Source organism: Nitrospira japonica (assembly GCF_900169565.1).
GTDB classification, from domain to species: Bacteria; Nitrospirota; Nitrospiria; order Nitrospirales; family Nitrospiraceae; genus Nitrospira_C; species Nitrospira_C japonica_A.
The window spans coordinates 1,555,868-1,572,323 of record NZ_LT828648.1; the positions used below are offsets into that span (position 1 = coordinate 1,555,868).

A 16,456-nucleotide genomic window follows, 5' to 3' on the forward strand; every position below is an offset into this window, starting at 1 on the left:
GTTCCCGGCGCGAAAATCTTATGACTAGGGTATGGTCTCAGTCGCCTCTGGCCACATGAAGGGCCCGCTCTTCAGCGGACTCGATCCGGTCGTGCGCAGATCGGCCAGGATCCGGTCCACCTTTTCTTCGGTCAGCCGTTCGTAATAGTCCTCGTTGATCTGCATCATCGGGCCTGTTCCGCAAGCCGCGAGACATTCCACCGCGGACAGAGTGAACATCCCGTCCGCCGTGGTTTCGCCGGGCACAATGCCCAGCTTCGCCTTGATCCAGCCGATCACGGTGTCGGAGCCGACGAGCGCGCACATCAGCGACTTGCAGACCTGGATGTGGTGCTTCCCGACCTTCTTGATATTCAGCATCGTGTAGAAGGTGGCCGTTTCGTAGACCTGCGGCGGCGTCAAGCGGAGGATGCCGGCGATTTCGGTCATTGCCGCTTCGGTCACGTACCCTGCCTCACGCTGCGCCAAATACAGCAACGGAATCAGCGCCGACCGCTTCACCGGATAGCGACTCAGGATTTGCTCAATCTCTTCTTTATACTTTTCGCGCAACATCTCTAACTCCGCCCGTCATGTTTAATGTTGAATGTGTGAGAGCGTCCAACTCAACATTGAACATTTATCTGTCGCATTCTCCCATCACGATGTCATAGGTGCCGAAAATCGTGATGATGTCGGAAATCAGATAGCCCCGGGCCATATGGTCGAAGGCGCCCATGTGTACGAACGACGGGGACCGGATCTTCAACCGGTAGGGCCGCGCAGAGCCGTCGCTGACGATGAAAAACCCCAGCTCGCCTTTCGGCGCCTCGGTTCCACAATAGGTCTCGGCCTTCGGAGGCTTCAACCCCTGTGTGAAGATGATGAAGTGGTGGATCAGGCTTTCCATGTCTCGCATGACGTGCGGCTTCGGCGGGGGAATATACTGCGGAGCGTCCGCCATGATCGCGCCGGGCGGCAGTTGATCGAGACATTGCTGAATGATCCTGGCGCTTTGGCGCATTTCTTCCATCCGGACCCAATACCGGTCGTACGTGTCGCCCTTCTTTCCGAGCGGTACTTCCCAGTCCACTTTGTCGTAAACGCCGTACGGTTCGGTCTTGCGGATGTCGTAGGCGACGCCCGAGCCGCGGAGCACCGGCCCGGTGCAGCCGAAATTGATGGCGTCTTCGGCCGAGATCACTGCGACGTCCTTGGTCCGGCCGAGCCAGATCCGGTTCGACGCGATCAGGGAGTCGTATTCCTTCACCTTGTCGGGGAACGTCACCAGGAAGGCCTTGAGCCGTTGGATCACCTCCGGCGTCAAATCGCTGTCCACGCCGCCGATCCGATAGTAGTTCAACGTCAGGCGCGCGCCGCAGAGTTTCTCGAACAGGTCGAGCAGCACTTCGCGCTCGCGGAACGTCCAGAAAAACACCGTCATGGCGCCGATGTCCAGCGCCTGCGTGCCGAGCCAGAACAAATGTCCGATGATCCGCTGCATCTCGGCCACGATCGTCCGGATGTATTCCCCCCGTTCGGGGATCGTAATGCCGAGCAGCTTCTCCACCGCCCGCACGTAGGCGTAGTTGTTGGCCATCGCGCACACGTAGTCGAGACGGTCGGTGTGAGGGATGATCTGCATATAGGCCAACCCTTCGGAGAGCTTTTCGACTCCCCGATGGAGATAGCCGAGATCGGGCGTGGCCTTGACGATCCGCTCGCCGTCCAGCTCGAGGACGACCCGCAGGACGCCGTGCGTGCTCGGATGCTGCGGCCCCATGTTGAGCAGCAGTTCCTCCCGTCGCAGGGACCCCGGCCGCTCCTGTTCGGCTCGAAAGGCCTGCTTCTCTCTCTCGGGGACTTCGTCGCCGTCCAAGGACTCGGAGGGCGGCTCGTCCAGCCGGGGAATGAAGTCGAATTGGCTGCGCCATCCGCGCCCTTCCGCGGGGAAATCCTTCCGTAAAGGAAAGCCCTCGTCATAGTCTTCCGGCATCAGGATGCGCCGGAGATCGGGGTGCCCCGCGAAGCGGATCCCCATCATGTCGTAGACTTCACGCTCGAGAAATTCCGCGCCTTTCCATATGGATGTGACGGAAGCGATCGTCGGATTGTCCTCCGACAGCCGTGCCTTCAGGCGGAGCCGGCGGTTTTTGGAGAGGGAGTGGAGATGGTACACGACTTCGAACCGTTGCTGGTCCTCCGGGTAGTCCACCGAACAGATATCGGTAAGATGGTTGAAGGACGCGTCCGGTTCGTCGTGGAGAAACCGGCTCAATTCAAGCACGTGCTCGGCCGCGACGTTGATCGACACCTCCGCGCGTTCGGTATCCGCCTGGACGGATAGGACCGCCTTGGGAAACCGCGTCATCAGTATTTCGATCAGTGATTGCATGGCTCCGAATAGCTCGTAGCGAATGGCTGATGGCGCACACTCCGAACAGCTTGGCACTCTGCCATCGGCCTCTATTTCACGAACACTTTTTCCCGCTGAATCTTCTCCTGCAGTTTCAGAAGCCCGTCCAGCAACGCCTCGGGACGGGGCGGGCAGCCCGGGACGTATACGTCGACCGGCACGATCTGATCGACGCCCTGAACGACGGCGTAGCTGTTGTAGTGATTGCCCGACGTGGCGCAGGATCCCATCGAAATCACGTACCGAGGCTCCGGCATCTGGTCGTAGATGCGACGGATGACCGGCGCCATTTTGCGCGTCACGGTACCGGCTACGATCATGAGATCGGACTGCCGGGGCGAGGCACGAAAGACGCCGGCTCCGAACCGGTCGATGTCGTAACGGGAAGAGACGCTGGCGATCATCTCGATGGCACAGCAGGCCAGGCCGAACGTCATCGGCCACAAGGCGGATTTTCTGGCCCAATTCACGACTGCGTCGAGATTCGTCGTAATGATGTTCGCTTCCAGCTGCCGTTCGAGAAAACTCATCGCGTTCGCTCCATTGCTGAGTGCGAAGTCCTGAGGACCTGTCTCAGTTTGTTCTTCCACTCCCTTCAAAGAATGGGATGAGCGGGTGACGGCGACCTGGGCGCGCAATTCTCACCCGCCCACCCTGTCCCGCGCCGCAGTCCTTACCCAGCGCCCGCAGCGAAAGGGCCCCACTGGGGGATGGGCGGAGCGAGGACGAACGGGAACTCCGGTCGGCGACAAGTCCCGCTCCTAATCCCATTCGAGCGCTCCCTTTTTCCATGCATACCAGAGTCCCACCAAGAGGATCCCGATGAACACCAGCATTTCCACCAGGCCCAGGAGCCCCAACGATTGAAACCGCACGGCCCAGGGCAGGATGAAGATGACCTCGATATCGAAAATCACGAACAGCATGGCGATGATGTAGTACCGCATCGGAAACTGAATGCGGGCATCGGAAAACAAGGGGCTGCCGCTTTCATAAGGGCTGAGCTTGGCGCGGTATGGCCGGCTCGGCCGGACGAGCCGGCCGGCGAGCAGCGACACGACGCCGAACGCCATCGCGATTCCGATGAACAAGAGGATCGGCAGATAATTTACGGGGACCGATTCGTTTCCCATAGGGCCTCGTTACCGCTCCTGTCTCATCGGCGCACCCCGACCGTTTCCGCGGAAGCTGCCTCATGGTGACCACGACTTGTGGCCGTCAGCGCCGAGCCGAAGAACGGCTTGAAGGTCAAGCCGTCGAGTTGCGGGTCCGTCATGGCCTTGTGCTGCACCAGAATCTTGAATGTGCGACCCATGCCGTGGGGTTGGAGCAGATGCAGCGCGGCAAAAAACTCGGGGCTTTCCGGTTCGAGCCGGCCGATCATCTCCTCGACGCCGAGGCCCATAAGAAAACTCATCTGGTTGGTAAATCCCGTCAGAGACAGTCCCGCTTCTTGACCCGCCAGCGCCAGACTGGTGAAGTCGACGTGAGTCGTCATATCTTGGAGTCCGACCATTGTATAGGGATCTTCCGACGTCAGTTGCGAGCGGTAGCAGAGCAACGTGCCTCTGGCGCGATCCGGTCCGTAAAGATCCTGGGCGGAGTGTCCGTAGTCGATGGTGAGGACTGCTCCGCGGGACAGGCTGCCGGCCACGCTGGCCATCCAGTCGCGCGCGCGCAGGTTGATTTCAGTGCGATAGCCATCGGGCAGGATCAGACCGAGACGCGTCAAATACTCGGCCAATGCCGGATTCGACAGGGGCAGGAGACATTCGACGAACCGGCCGTCCCGGTAGTCCACGAAGCATTCCTTGAGGACTCCTCCCGAGACTTCGACGCGATGAACGGGGAATGCGTCGATCAACTCGTTGCTGAACAGGAGACCTACCGTCCCGTCATGCGGAAGACTGTCGATGTCCTCGAGCCAGGAAACCAACCCATCCCGCTCCAACCAGGGTTGAAGATGCTGCTGTTGGATGGCGCGCATCGCGGGGCTTCGCTCGATCAGGACGTAGCGCAGCCGCCGTTGCAACGTACCGGAGCCTCTCGCGTGACAGGCTGACAGGAAATGCTTGGCCAAGAGCCCCTTGCCGGGTCCCATCTCCACGACGGTAAAGGGATCGGGATATCCGAGAAACGCGTCGATCTGTTCGGCTTGTTTGGCCAGCGCCTGCCCCAAAATGGGATGGACGTCCGAACTCGTATAGAAGTCGCCGGACCACCCGATACGCTCCGTTCCGGCTTCGGGCGGGCGCATGTAATACCCGTACTGCGGATGATAGAGGGCGAGGTCCATGAATCGGACGAAGGGCATCGGGCCTGCCGCCTCGATTTCCGAGACGATGGCGGCCGTGAGCTGTGGATGACCTGTGGTTGTCACAGGGGTAGATGCTCCTTTTCCAAAGAACTCCCGCGCCGGCGACGTTCTCGGCAGACACCAACACCTGACGGGTAGACCTCACCCGTCGCCAAGAGAAAAAGAGGGGGCTAGAGTAGCCGTTGGAACTACGCTAAGTCAAGGTGATTTCAGGAGGAAAGGCCTGTCTCGCCTCCGCGTATCTTGGTGAGCCCGTAGGTGGAGCATACCGATCTAACGAAGCCTCGTCCGGATCGGTGAAATGGTACGGATGTTTATAGAAAAGGCGCATATCGCCCTGCCTGTGACGGCTATTTCAGGCTGTCGTGCGTGGGGCAATCTTGCGTCGTTCCTGTGCGATAGGTACAGTCTGATGGGAGAGAAAGGAGACCGACACGATGAAAGGCTATATCGTACAGCTCGAAGACGCCACGCGAAAGAATGAGAACTACCGGCAGGTCCTCTTCACCGCCCGTCATAGCCAATTGGTGCTGATGAGTCTGAAACCCGGTGAGGAAATCGGAGAAGAGGTCCATGACCTGGACCAGTTCATCCGCTTCGAGGCCGGTGAAGGCACGGTCATACTGGATGGAGAATCCCATGCGGTGACCGATGGCCACGCCGTCGTGATTCCTGCGGGAACCAGGCACAACGTGGTCAATCGATCCAAGCAAGGCCTGCTCAAACTGTACAGCGTCTACAGTCCGCCGGAACATAAATCCGGCACGGTCCATCGGACCAAAAAGGAAGCGGACGCCGACGAGCACCATCACTTCGACGGCAAGACGTCAGTGGGCTGAGGGGGTTCTCTCAGAGGTATGAGTCCCGAACCTCTCCTATCTTTCTTTGGCCAGTGACGAAGGATGGAGCCGGCTTCGCTGGTATCGCCTCCTCGAATCACGGAGGCGAGGTCTGTCCCTTCTATTTCCCCCCTTGCTTGGTCGGACGGGAGTGGGCCGAAGGCGCTCGACATGGCGTCGGCTACGCTTCAACGGGTATGAAGGCCCACGCACGACGGCGTTGCGACGCTTCGGCGCAGCTTTATAGGAGTGCGTGGGAGGATGAACTATGGCCAGTAGGAGTGAAAGTTCGTCGCATCATGGCGAGGCAGAAGGACCACGACCGTCGTCGGCCAAGCAACTTCACGCCCCATGGCACTTCTTGTACTTCTTCCCGCTGCCGCAGGGACAAGGGTCGTTGCGGCCGACCTTGTCGTCGTTGCGCTGGACTGTCTGAGCCCCGACCGGTTCCTCGCCTCTGTTGAGCGTGAGTTGCGGTTGCGGGCGAGTCATGACGGGGGGCGGTGGAGGCGCCGTGTGCTCGGGATCGTTGCGGACCGCTTGGACGTGGAACAGTCGATCCAACGTGTCCGACTTGATCCGCTCCATCATCCCGGCGAACAGGTCGAAGCCCTCGCGTTTGTACTCGATGAGCGGATCCTTCTGGCCGTATCCCCGCAATCCGATCCCGTCCCGGAGGTGGTCCATGGCGAGCAGGTGATCCTTCCAATGGTGGTCGATCACCTGGAGCATGAAGGTCTTTTCCAGGAAGCGCAGCAACTCCGGCCCCAGTTCCTGGTCCTTCCCCTTGTAGGTCTCGCGTACCTGATCGCGAAGATCTTCCGACAATGCGTCCCGGCCCAGGTCACGCAACGCTTCGCCGCCGTCCTCCTTGCCGTGCGTGATGTCGACGCCGAACTGCCCCTGCATCATGTCGGTCAAGCCTTTGAGATCCCATTCTTCCGGGTACTGCTCGGGGGGGCAATAGACCGTGAGAGCGGATTCCACGACCCCGTCCATCATGTCGTGAATGTCTTCGGTGAGATGGCTGCCGGCGAGGACGGCGCGGCGGTGCTGGTAGATCACCTCGCGCTGCTTGTTCATGACGTCGTCGTATTCGAGAAGCTGTTTGCGGATCTCGAAATTGTGGGCCTCGACCTTCTTCTGGGCGTTGGCGATGGCGCGCGTGACCATCCCATGCTCGATCGGGATGCCTTCTTCCATGCCCAACTTGAGCATCAACTGCGAGACGCGTTCGGACGCGAAAATCCGCATCAAGTCGTCTTCGAGGGAGAGGTAGAAGCGGGAGGAGCCGGGATCGCCCTGTCGGCCGGCGCGGCCGCGCAGCTGATTGTCGATGCGGCGGCTTTCGTGCCGCTCCGTGCCGAGGATGTGGAGCCCGCCGAGGGTGACCACATCCTGCTTGTTCTTTTCGCAATCCGCCCGGATCTCTTCGAAGACGGCCAGCTTGCGCTCGTCCGGGAGGGCTTCTTCGCGATAGAGGACCTGCTTGAACATGAAATCGGCGTTGCCGCCGAGCAGGATGTCGGTGCCGCGGCCCGCCATGTTGGTGGCGATCGTGACGGCCCCTTTGCGCCCGGCCTGGGCGACGATTTCAGCCTCGCGCTCGTGCTGCTTCGCATTGAGCACGTTGTGCTTGACGCCGTTCCGGCTCAACATGCCCGCCAGCTTCTCTGATTTTTCGATCGAGATGGTGCCGACGAGCACCGGCTGGCCCCGCTCGTGGCATTCCTTGATTTCCTCCACGATGGCGGCGAACTTCTCCTTCTCGGTACGATAGACGACGTCGGCATAGTCCAGCCGGACCATCTTGCGGTTGGTCGGAACCACGTTGACGTCGAGATTGTAGATCTTCGCGAATTCCGCCGCCTCGGTATCGGCCGTGCCGGTCATGCCGCCGAGCTTCTTGTACATCCGGAAATAGTTCTGGAAAGTCACCGAAGCCAGGGTCTGGTTCTCGTTGGCGATCTTCACGCCCTCTTTGGCTTCGACCGCCTGGTGAAGCCCGTCGCTCCAGCGGCGGCCCGGCATCAGGCGTCCGGTGAATTCGTCGACGATGATCACCTCGCCGTCCTTGACCACGTAGTCGACGTCCCGCTTGTAGAGCGCATACGCCTGGAGCGCCTTGACCACGTGGTGCACCAGGTCCATGTGGGCGGGGTCGTAGAGATTGTCCACCCCGAGCAGGTGTTCGACCCGTACGTTGCCGTCCTCGGTGAGCGAGGCGGTCTTGGTTTTTTCCTCGATCGTATAATCCTGCTCGATCTTGAGTTGAGGGATGATCGCGTTGATACGGTAGTACAGGTCGGTGGTCTGATCGGTCGGACCGGAAATGATCAAGGGAGTCCGCGCCTCGTCGATCAGAATGCTGTCGACCTCGTCCACGATCGCGAAGTTCAACTCCCGCTGGACGCATTGGTTCAAATCGGTGACGACGAGATTGTCCCGCAGGTAGTCGAACCCGTACTCGTTGTTGGTCCCGTAAGTGATGTCCGCGCGATAGGCCTCGGGTCTGGTGCAGGGTCGCAAGTGCTGCAGTCGTTTATCGGAGGCCTCGTACGTCGGATCAAAGAGAAACGAGGCGTCGTGTTGAATGATGCCGGTCGAGAGGCCCAGGGCATGATAGAGCTGTCCCATCCATTGGGCGTCCCGTTTGGCCAGGTAATCGTTGACGGTGACCAGGTGAGCCCCCTTGCCTTCCAGCGCGTTCAAATAGATGGGCAGGGTGGCGACGAGGGTTTTGCCCTCTCCGGTTTTCATTTCCGCGATGCGTCCTCGGTGCAGGATCATGCCGCCGATCAACTGCACGTCGAAATGCCGCATGTTGAGCTTCCGCCGGGACATCTCACGGCATACGGCGAACGCTTCGGGAAGAATGTCCTCCAGGGACTCGCCCGCGGCGAGACGCTTCTTAAAGACCTCCGTCTTATCGGCCAGTGCCTGGTCGGACAGTGGAGTCAAGTCGCCCTCCAGGCCGTTGATCCGCTGGACGACCGGCAGCAACGCCTTGATTTCACGGTCGTTCTTGCTGCCGAAGACAAGATTCAGGATCTGTGTGAGCATGTTTGATTCCGGGCCCAGTCCGTGGGCGTGACGATTTGCGGTCGAAGGCCGTCACGCAGTATACAGTAAACATTTTCCGAATCCTATCGGGATTCGTGCCCGACCGCTCGCGTCGTCTTGACTCCTCCATGCCGGTCCCGTAACATTCGACCGGTCATTTCAGGATTGAACGGCAGATGACATTCCGGACTCCATCCAAAGTCTTCGGCAAGGCCTTGGCGCTATCGGTTGCGTGGCTCTTGGTCTTCTGCGTTCTTACTGTAGGCGCGCTTGCATCGGCCCAGTCGATTTCCCACGAGTCCCAGCACGCGCACCATCAGAAAGCGACTCACGCCACGGCACTCTGCTCCTGGATGTGCGCGGCCGGCCATGTGCTGGATGCGGCTGTAGCACCCCCATTGATCGAGCGGTCTCCGATCGCGCTCATTGACCAGCACGCTCAGGATCATCGTTCGTCCGTTCTTGCCTACGTCGTTCCTTCGCGCGGTCCCCCTCTGTAAACACCAGGATTCATCGTGTTTTAGCCGGCGCGGCTCAGCGCAACCGACTGTCGGTTGCGCCGGCGGATGATTCCATAGGCTGTTCGATTCCGTCTCATTTCGTTCAGCAACGTCACTTACTGAAGGTGGTTCGGCCATGACCTCCACACATGACAATCGTTTCCACATTTCAGGATGGGGCGCTTCGCTCGTGCTTCACGCGGTGGTGGTCGCGCTGACGCTGGTTTTTCTGGCGCGGATCGACCCGGTGTTGAAGAAGGAAACGTTCCGTTGGGAGGTGGCACTCGTCGAGGCCCCGGCGCCGACTCCCGTTCCGGCTACACCGCAATCCGTCGCCCCGCCGGTTCAGCCCAAGACCCGGCCGGCGCACGTTCAGCCTGCACCAGCTCCGACGCCGGAGACGCCGGTCCAACGCGTCGCGCCGCAGGAAAGCGTCCAGATGGTGCATCCGGTGGTCGAGACGCCCCGGCCGGTCGAACAGAAGATCGAGCCGCTGCCACAGCAGAAGCCGGAGCCGGTCGAGCGCCAGGTCGAGGCCGTACAACACAAAGCTGAGCCGGTCATCCAGAAGGTCGAAGAATCCCCAGCTGTGGAGCCGACGGTTCATGCCGTGGAAACGAAATCTGCGGAACCGGTGTATGCCGAAACGGTCGTGGCACAGCATCGCCCGGCCGTTCCGGTCGAGGCTCCCGCGCCGGCTCCGACTGTCCAGGAAGTTGCTGTTGCCTCGCCCTCGCCTGCGGCTGCCGCAGATAATCCGCCGACGTCCGCGGCCGAAGCCACGCAGCAGCCAAGCACACCGGCTGCTGCATCGGAGCAGGTGGATGTCGCTCCTGCGTCCGCCCCGGTCGAGACTCCGCGAGTCGTTGCGAAGGCCGCAACCGGAATGCCGGAGACCAAAGCAGACCATCGATGGCTTGCCGAATCGCTCTGGCGACGGGTGGCGGAATTGAAGCGCTATCCGCATTCCGCCCGTATGAACGGTTTGCAGGGTAAGGTCGTCTTGAAAGCAGTCATCCGGTCGGACGGGCATTTGGCCGAGGTGTCGGTGCAGAAGAGTTCGGGGCACAGTGTCCTCGACACCGCCGCCATGGAGGCGGTAAAGCTGGCCTGCCCCCTCCATATGAAGCATGAGTTGGGAAAGCCGCAGATCGTCGTGAGTCTGCCGATCGTCTATAGCTTGGCCAATTGATCACTCGAGATTCGCGATTCAGGATGGCTACCCCATGACATTTCGACACGGCGCACGGATGGGAGATTGCAAGATAGGCCGGATGTCAGGCCGGGCTTCACGACGGATTTCCGCATGGCTCATGGCGATCTCCCTGCTCGGTTCGATCGCATGGGCCGGCGAATCCGGCTCGCCGGCCGGCCTCGGCGCCAAACACGTGACGGTTCATCAGGTGAAGAACGTCGTCGGTCCGACCGTGCAGATCGACGAGTCCGGCATCGTCTCGGCCGCGTGGGTCGAGGAGGATAAAGAGGTCCGGACCATTTGGTTTGCGCGGTCCAAAGAGCCCGGGGGGCCGCTCGGCCCGCCGGTGCGGATCAACGACCCGTCAGAAAATCCGTACTACCGGCAGGAGTCGCCGGCATTGGTCGTTCGCGGGAACGACGTCTTCGTGACGTGGGCGCTGACCCATCCCAAGATGACCCCGGACAAGCCCTTCTCCAGCGAACTTCGATTGAGCCGTTCCACCGACGGGGGCCGGACGTTCGCTCCCTCGACGCTGGTCAACGACGACGGCCAGGTGATCAATCATACCTTCGACGCCATGCAGGTCGCGCCGGACGGCTCCGTGCATGTCGCATGGATCGACGGGCGTGAGGGAAAGAAGGAGCCGGGGACGTTCGTCGCCAAGTCGGGAGATCAGGGCCGTACCTTTGCCAAGAATCTGAAAGTGGATGAAAACACCTGTGTCTGCTGCAGGACCGCGTTGGCAACGTCCAACGACGGCGTCGTCTATCTCGCCTGGCGGAAGATCTTCGAAGGCAACGTCCGCGAGATCGTCGTGTCCCGATCCGTGGACGGAGGGACGGAATTTTCCGCTCCCGCCGTCGTCGGGCAGGACCGATGGGTCTATCCCGCCTGCCCGCATCGTCCTGCGTCGCTCGGCGTGGATCGGCGCGGACGCGTGTACGTGACGTGGTATACGGAAGGCGCCGACGAGACGCCGGCGATCTATTTGGCCTATTCCGACGATCAGGGGCGAACGTTTTCTTCCAAGAAACAGTTGAACAGATCCAAGGGAACGTTTCCGGACCATCCGCAGATGGCGGTGGATCCCGAAGGGCATGTGGTGGTGGCGTGGGAAGAGCAATCGCCGGTCCGCCGCGAGGTCGTCGTCAGCCGGTCCTTCGATCGCGGCGAATCGTTCAGCGCGCCGGTGAAGGTCAACGAGAAGAACGGCCAGACTCCGACGGTGGCGGTGAATGCACGGGGTACTGCCGTCATCGGGTGGAAAGAACATGCGATGCCCGCCCATCGGCTGGTCGTGCAAACCTTGCAGTTGGCTCCGGCGCAGACGACGGTCGGAAAGGCGGAGTCCGTTCATGTTCCATGACCGTATACTGTGGAACGGCCTGGCGCTGATCGCCGGTGCGCTCGTGCTGGCCGCCGCGGGTCTTTCAGGCCTGGCCGGGGCAGCGACCTCCGATCCGTTCGCGGCGCTCCGTGTCACCCCCTCGGCAGCCCGCGCGCCGGTCATGCCCTTCGATCTCACGACGCTGGACGGCCGGCCGGTTCGTTCACAGGACTTGGCGGGGAAAGTCGTGTTGCTCAATTTCTGGGCGACCTGGTGCGGTCCCTGTAAGGAAGAGATGCCGTCGTTGGCGCGGCTCCAGACCCGCTTCGATTCCGCCCAGGTCCAAATCCTGACGGTCACGGCAGATCGGCATCCGCAGGGTATTCGCCAGTTCTTCGATCAACTCGGTATCAGCCTGCCGGTGCTCTTCGATGAGGATCAGGAAGTCTCCCGGACTTTCATGGTGCGGGGACTCCCCACGACCGTGCTGATCGGCCCGGACGGTCGGGTCTCCGGACGCGCCGTCGGACCGAGAGCCTGGGACAGCGACGAATCGATCGCCCTCATGCGGCATCTCCTCGAAGAGCATTCATGACACGCCTGCTTGCGCCCTTCGCCGGCGCCATGACGGTTCTGTATCTGGCGTTGACCATCGGGACGGCGGCGTATCTGTCCGAACCGGCCGCCTTCTCCGCGACCGCGCACCATCATAGCCCCTCGCACGTGTCCCATTCCGCCCTGTGCGTCTGGGCCTGTCAGGCCAATCCCGCCGTTGCCGGCCTCTTCGTTGCGCCGGCAAAGGTCGTTTTTACGTTCCTCCTGTTACCGCCGCTGTTGAGTCTGACCGTCCATTCACGCATTTCTTCTCCCGGTTCCCCCTCTCGTGCCCCTCCCCGATAACCGTTTGTAAGCATCTTTATACGGGCAGGTATCGATGCCGCGGTGAGGCCTGACCGCGCGCGTCCTGCTTCTATCCGCATTTGTTGTAAGGAGTGTCCATTGATGTCCACACGAATTGGGGTTCTAGTGCGAGGACTTTCAGCAGCCGTAGTCGTGGCGATTACGGTCGGTGCCGTTTACGGGAACGGGGTATGGGCGCAGGATACGCCCGTTTCCGAGCCCTCGTCGCAGCGGGAGCAGGAATTGCGCGAGCAACTCAAGGGAATTCTCCAGGAGCTCGAAGACATCCAACACAAGAAGGAAAGCGCGACGCCAGAAGAAGAACGTCCGGCCATCGTAAAGGAAAAAGCTTCGATCGAAGAGGCGGAAGCCCCGCATGAGGCGATTCCCGAGTTCGAGCTGGCCGACATGAGCATCATCAGCAACCGGCTGCAGAAACGGCCGGAAGGCATATCCATATCCTCCACGGTGTCGGCGGAAACGGATTCTCAGCCGACCCGGACGATGCAAGAATCCATACAGTCGCTGCCCGGCATCATGTTGCGCCAGGCGAACGGACCGAGAGATTTCAGCATCACGATCCGCGGTATGGGAGCCAAGACCGCGTTTGCGATTCGGGATATCAAGGTATACGAGGACGGCATCAGCCAGACCCAGTCCGACGGTCTGTCACGGCTCGATATCCAGGATCCCTGGTTCATGCGATCGGTGGAAGTGACGCGCGGCGCCTCCTCTTCGCTGTACGACAACTACGCGCTCGGCGGCATGGTGCAGTTCCGGACCAGGCGCGGCAGCGATATCAATGGGGTCGAGGCTTTCGTCTCCGGCGGTTCGTTCGGCTACTTCAAACAGGCGCTCGCCGTCGGCCAACATACGGACCGCCTCGATCTTGCGATGTTCGCCAGCAACGCGGCCGAGGACGGGTTTATCCAGCACAGCAACTACAACACGCAAACGCTCAACTTCAATTTCCGTTTCAACGTCGATGACCGGCAGAGTTTCTATTTCAAGGCCATCACGAATTGGCTCGACACCAGGGTGCCGACCAGGCTCACCCAGGCCCAGTTTAATCAGGACGATCGCCAGGCCGGAGGTTCGCAGACGCCCTGCGCCTCGGGCACGTACAATCCAGCCTGCGCCAATGCCATCGCGCTCAATCAAGGGCGGGTCGATCGGCGGACGATCATTGGAGGCCTATACGAACGACAGCTGAACGCCAGCACGGTCCTGACGATCGAAGCGGACTACGACCTGAAGGATATCAACCAGTATTTCACGCAGATCACGGACAACGTGAATCCGAACTACAAGACCTATGCGGATCTACGGCACGACGGGAACCTTGGGCAGATGCCGCTCAAGAGCTACCTCGGATTCTTCTTGAACAACATGGAGCAGGAGGGGAACACGTTCCAAAATCTTGCGACCGGCTCCGGAACGAGAGGGGCGCTGCTTCAGAACAACCGGGGCCGCATCAACAACGTCGGCGGCCGCGTTCGGGAAGAGTTGGAATTCGTGCCCAAGTGGACGCTGGCCATGGGGCTCGGCTTCGAACAGTCGCTGGTCAGTATCGACACGATCAATTACAACAACGGCGCCGTCGCAAACCGGCCGAGCGCCACCAGGAATTTCACCAATTGGGCGCCGGAGGCATCCGTGAGCTGGAGACCGTCGGAAAACTACCGCCACTGGGTCCGGAGTTCCACCGGCTACGGGATCCCGCAATTCGCTCAACTCACCAGAGACCCGATCACCGGGCTGCCGGGATCCAACTTCGATCTCAAGCCGCAGAAGAATTGGAACAATGAAATCGGCACCGAGTCGAGGATTGCGAAGGACTTGGTCGTCCAGCTGGTCGGATTCTGGACGTTCTTCAAGGACGAGATCATCACGCAGACGATCACGGGCGGCAACACGGCATCCGTGAATGCCGATGCCTCGCAATATCGCGGCATCGAAGCGTCGTACGACTGGCGGCCGTTGACGGGGTTGCGCTTGTCCGGCGCCTATACCCATATCAACGCCAGCTACACCAACTTTACCGATCGGACCGCCGCCGGATTCCTGAGCCGGGACGGCAAGAAGGTCCCCAACGTGCCGACGGATATCTTGAATCTCAAGATGGAGTACGACCATCACCCGAGCGGGTGGGGAGGGTGGCTCGAAGGCAACTATGCCAACAGTTACTTTCTCAACAACAATAACACCGTCGGGATTCCGTCTTATTTCATCGGGACGGCGAACATTCACAAGAACATCGACGTGCAGAGCTCATGGTTCCGCTTCGCCAAGTTGTATGTCCAAGTGGACAACATCGCCGACATGAAATATGCGGCATCCGGCCAGGTCGTCACGGGTGAGACCGCGGCGCAGGCGGCTGCGCAACAGCTGTTCTTCGCCGGGTACGGGCGGGCGATTTACGGCGGCGTCACACTGGGCTTGTTCTGAATGGATCTCGAGCGGGATGCCACAGTCGGCATTCCGCTCGGAATATCATGAAAGGTCTGTATGGAAAAGACACTTTTCCGTGTTGGAGAAGCCGCGGACTTTCTCTCCGTCAGTCGCTGGACCATTTATCGCTGGTTGGAACAGGGAAAGTTGAGGGGAACCAAGATCGGCAAAGGGAGTATCAGAGTGTTTCGCGATTCCCTCGATGGTCTGATTCAGCAGAATCGGACGGATGATTGGACACGGAGTTCCGTTCCTGCAGCGAAGTGGCCTTCCACCGTGGCGGCGACAGCGATGCATCCGCTTGGTGATACTGACCGCAGCTAACACATCCTCTCTCAACCCATCTCACGAACCGAGAATTTTTACCTAGGCAGGTATGATCGTACCTACTCCCGCTGGTGGAGTAGGGATCTGCCTTGTGATACGTCGACGATCAGCGTGCAGGCTGGAAAAGTGTAGCAATGATAGGCATCTATAAGTAGACGCCCACTAGATTGCCCCATTACGCTTATGCCCGCCCGGTACATGCCGAGACGCTTTCTTCGCTGAAGACATTGCGGAAACCCTGATGGGCAGACGACTGCATTCTGTGATCAAGCTTGGAACAGCCTTTGGGCTGATTGTTTTAGCGACGGTTCTTGAATTGCCTGGTGCCTGGTCAATGGGGTCGAGGGCGCCATTCGCAGGATCTCTCGCCGAAGATTTTCATCTCCCAGACCTGCATGGCGACGTGCACAGTTTGAATCAATACAGAGGCAGAGTGGTTCTGGTGAATTTTTGGGCCACTTGGTGCAAGCCATGCACGACGGAAATGCCGGCCATGCAGAATTGCTACGACAGACTTCGTGACAAGGGATTCGTCGTTCTTGCGATCAATGAACTTGAAGACGATCAGAAAGTTCGTGAACACGTGAAGCAGTACGGCCACACCTTTCCGATCCTGATGGATCGCGACAATAAGGTCGCAAATCAGTTTGGCGTGTATGGTTTACCGGTCAGTGTCTTCGTTGATGAGATGGGAGTCGTCCAGGAGTATATCAAAGGAGGCCTACTGACCGAGCAAAAGATCTATGACATCGTCGCCCGCATTCAAAGCCAGGAGCCTGGGAGATCCCCGGGTTCTCATTAGTGATGATGGGAATCCTTTCAAAGCGATCGTGGCTAGTGTGGTCCCTGCTGGTGTGGCTCATCCTCACGAGCGGGATCATGGGCGCTTCCAGCGTCGTCCACCTTCATCATCACGGCAATAATCATTCTGGAACGCATGCGACGGGTCCATGCACTTGGCTCTGCGCCGCTGGACAGGCGGTCGAATCCGGCCTCGTCCATTTGAGCTTTCAGAGTCGATCGACCGTCCCAGTCGATTGGCTGATTCACGATGCACTCACGACCCCTCCTTCCCTGCAGGTCTGGTTCCGGGGTCCTCCTCACGTTTTCGCCTAGAAGAAACCATCGGCACTACATAA

Annotated in this window: 15 protein-coding genes; 9 read left to right on the top strand and 6 right to left on the bottom strand. The window is 60.0% G+C overall.

Annotation, left to right across the window (positions count from 1 at the left end):
• Nucleotides 1-24: 24 nt before the first annotated feature.
• The 5 genes from nuoE to NSJP_RS07450 form a co-directional block, all read right to left on the bottom strand.
• The gene (nuoE, locus tag NSJP_RS07430) at nucleotides 25-555 is read right to left on the bottom strand and encodes an NADH-quinone oxidoreductase subunit NuoE (protein ID WP_080886280.1); all 531 of its coding nucleotides are present in this window, start codon (nucleotides 553-555) and stop codon (nucleotides 25-27) included.
• Between the two features lie 64 nt (nucleotides 556-619).
• Nucleotides 620-2,374 (bottom strand): NADH dehydrogenase (quinone) subunit D, encoded by a 1,755-nt coding sequence (gene nuoD, locus NSJP_RS07435; RefSeq protein ID WP_080886281.1) that lies wholly within the window; start codon nucleotides 2,372-2,374, stop codon nucleotides 620-622.
• A 71-nt stretch (nucleotides 2,375-2,445) separates the two neighbouring features.
• On the bottom strand, nucleotides 2,446-2,925 hold the full coding sequence (locus tag NSJP_RS07440) for an NADH-quinone oxidoreductase subunit B (protein ID WP_080888534.1): 480 nt from the start codon (nucleotides 2,923-2,925) through the stop codon (nucleotides 2,446-2,448).
• Nucleotides 2,926-3,156: 231 nt separating this feature from the next.
• Entirely contained in the window at nucleotides 3,157-3,528 is a 372-nt protein-coding gene (locus NSJP_RS07445) for an NADH-quinone oxidoreductase subunit A (protein ID WP_080886282.1), read from the bottom strand.
• Between the two features lie 23 nt (nucleotides 3,529-3,551).
• Nucleotides 3,552-4,775 carry a class I SAM-dependent methyltransferase gene (locus NSJP_RS07450; RefSeq protein WP_080886283.1) on the bottom strand — a complete coding sequence of 408 codons (1,224 nt, stop codon included), beginning with the start codon at nucleotides 4,773-4,775 and terminating at the stop codon, nucleotides 3,552-3,554.
• A gap of 374 nt (nucleotides 4,776-5,149) precedes the next feature.
• Between NSJP_RS07450 and NSJP_RS07455 the strand changes: the two genes are divergently transcribed.
• Nucleotides 5,150-5,551, top strand: a complete 402-nt coding sequence (locus NSJP_RS07455; protein WP_080886284.1) for a cupin domain-containing protein — start codon at nucleotides 5,150-5,152, stop codon at nucleotides 5,549-5,551.
• A 342-nt stretch (nucleotides 5,552-5,893) separates the two neighbouring features.
• Here the strand turns inward: NSJP_RS07455 and secA are convergent, their stop codons facing one another.
• On the bottom strand, nucleotides 5,894-8,614 hold the full coding sequence (gene secA, locus NSJP_RS07460) for a preprotein translocase subunit SecA (RefSeq protein ID WP_080886285.1): 2,721 nt from the start codon (nucleotides 8,612-8,614) through the stop codon (nucleotides 5,894-5,896).
• Nucleotides 8,615-8,790: 176 nt separating this feature from the next.
• Here secA and NSJP_RS19210 point away from each other — a divergent pair, with 176 nt between their 5' ends.
• From NSJP_RS19210 to NSJP_RS07495, 8 genes are all read left to right on the top strand, one after another.
• Nucleotides 8,791-9,114 (top strand): hypothetical protein, encoded by a 324-nt coding sequence (locus tag NSJP_RS19210; RefSeq protein ID WP_155969973.1) that lies wholly within the window; start codon nucleotides 8,791-8,793, stop codon nucleotides 9,112-9,114.
• A 136-nt stretch (nucleotides 9,115-9,250) separates the two neighbouring features.
• The gene (locus NSJP_RS07470; RefSeq protein ID WP_080886287.1) at nucleotides 9,251-10,306 is read left to right on the top strand and encodes an energy transducer TonB; all 1,056 of its coding nucleotides are present in this window, start codon (nucleotides 9,251-9,253) and stop codon (nucleotides 10,304-10,306) included.
• A gap of 34 nt (nucleotides 10,307-10,340) precedes the next feature.
• Nucleotides 10,341-11,678: a sialidase family protein gene (locus NSJP_RS19215; RefSeq protein ID WP_155969974.1), complete on the top strand. Its 1,338-nt coding sequence runs from the start codon at nucleotides 10,341-10,343 to the stop codon at nucleotides 11,676-11,678.
• On the top strand, nucleotides 11,668-12,234 hold the full coding sequence (locus NSJP_RS07475) for a TlpA family protein disulfide reductase (protein WP_172834224.1): 567 nt from the start codon (nucleotides 11,668-11,670) through the stop codon (nucleotides 12,232-12,234). The genes NSJP_RS19215 and NSJP_RS07475 overlap by 11 nt, the downstream gene beginning before the upstream one ends.
• Nucleotides 12,231-12,539: a hypothetical protein gene (locus NSJP_RS07480; protein WP_080886289.1), complete on the top strand. Its 309-nt coding sequence runs from the start codon at nucleotides 12,231-12,233 to the stop codon at nucleotides 12,537-12,539. Before NSJP_RS07475 ends, NSJP_RS07480 begins: the two co-directional genes overlap by 4 nt.
• A gap of 102 nt (nucleotides 12,540-12,641) precedes the next feature.
• Entirely contained in the window at nucleotides 12,642-14,987 is a 2,346-nt protein-coding gene (locus tag NSJP_RS07485) for a TonB-dependent receptor family protein (RefSeq protein WP_080886290.1), read from the top strand.
• Between the two features lie 60 nt (nucleotides 14,988-15,047).
• The gene (locus NSJP_RS07490) at nucleotides 15,048-15,314 is read left to right on the top strand and encodes a helix-turn-helix domain-containing protein (protein WP_080886291.1); all 267 of its coding nucleotides are present in this window, start codon (nucleotides 15,048-15,050) and stop codon (nucleotides 15,312-15,314) included.
• Between the two features lie 244 nt (nucleotides 15,315-15,558).
• Nucleotides 15,559-16,119, top strand: coding sequence for a peroxiredoxin family protein (locus NSJP_RS07495; RefSeq protein WP_080886292.1), 561 nt, complete (start codon nucleotides 15,559-15,561; stop codon nucleotides 16,117-16,119).
• Nucleotides 16,120-16,456 lie beyond the last annotated feature (337 nt).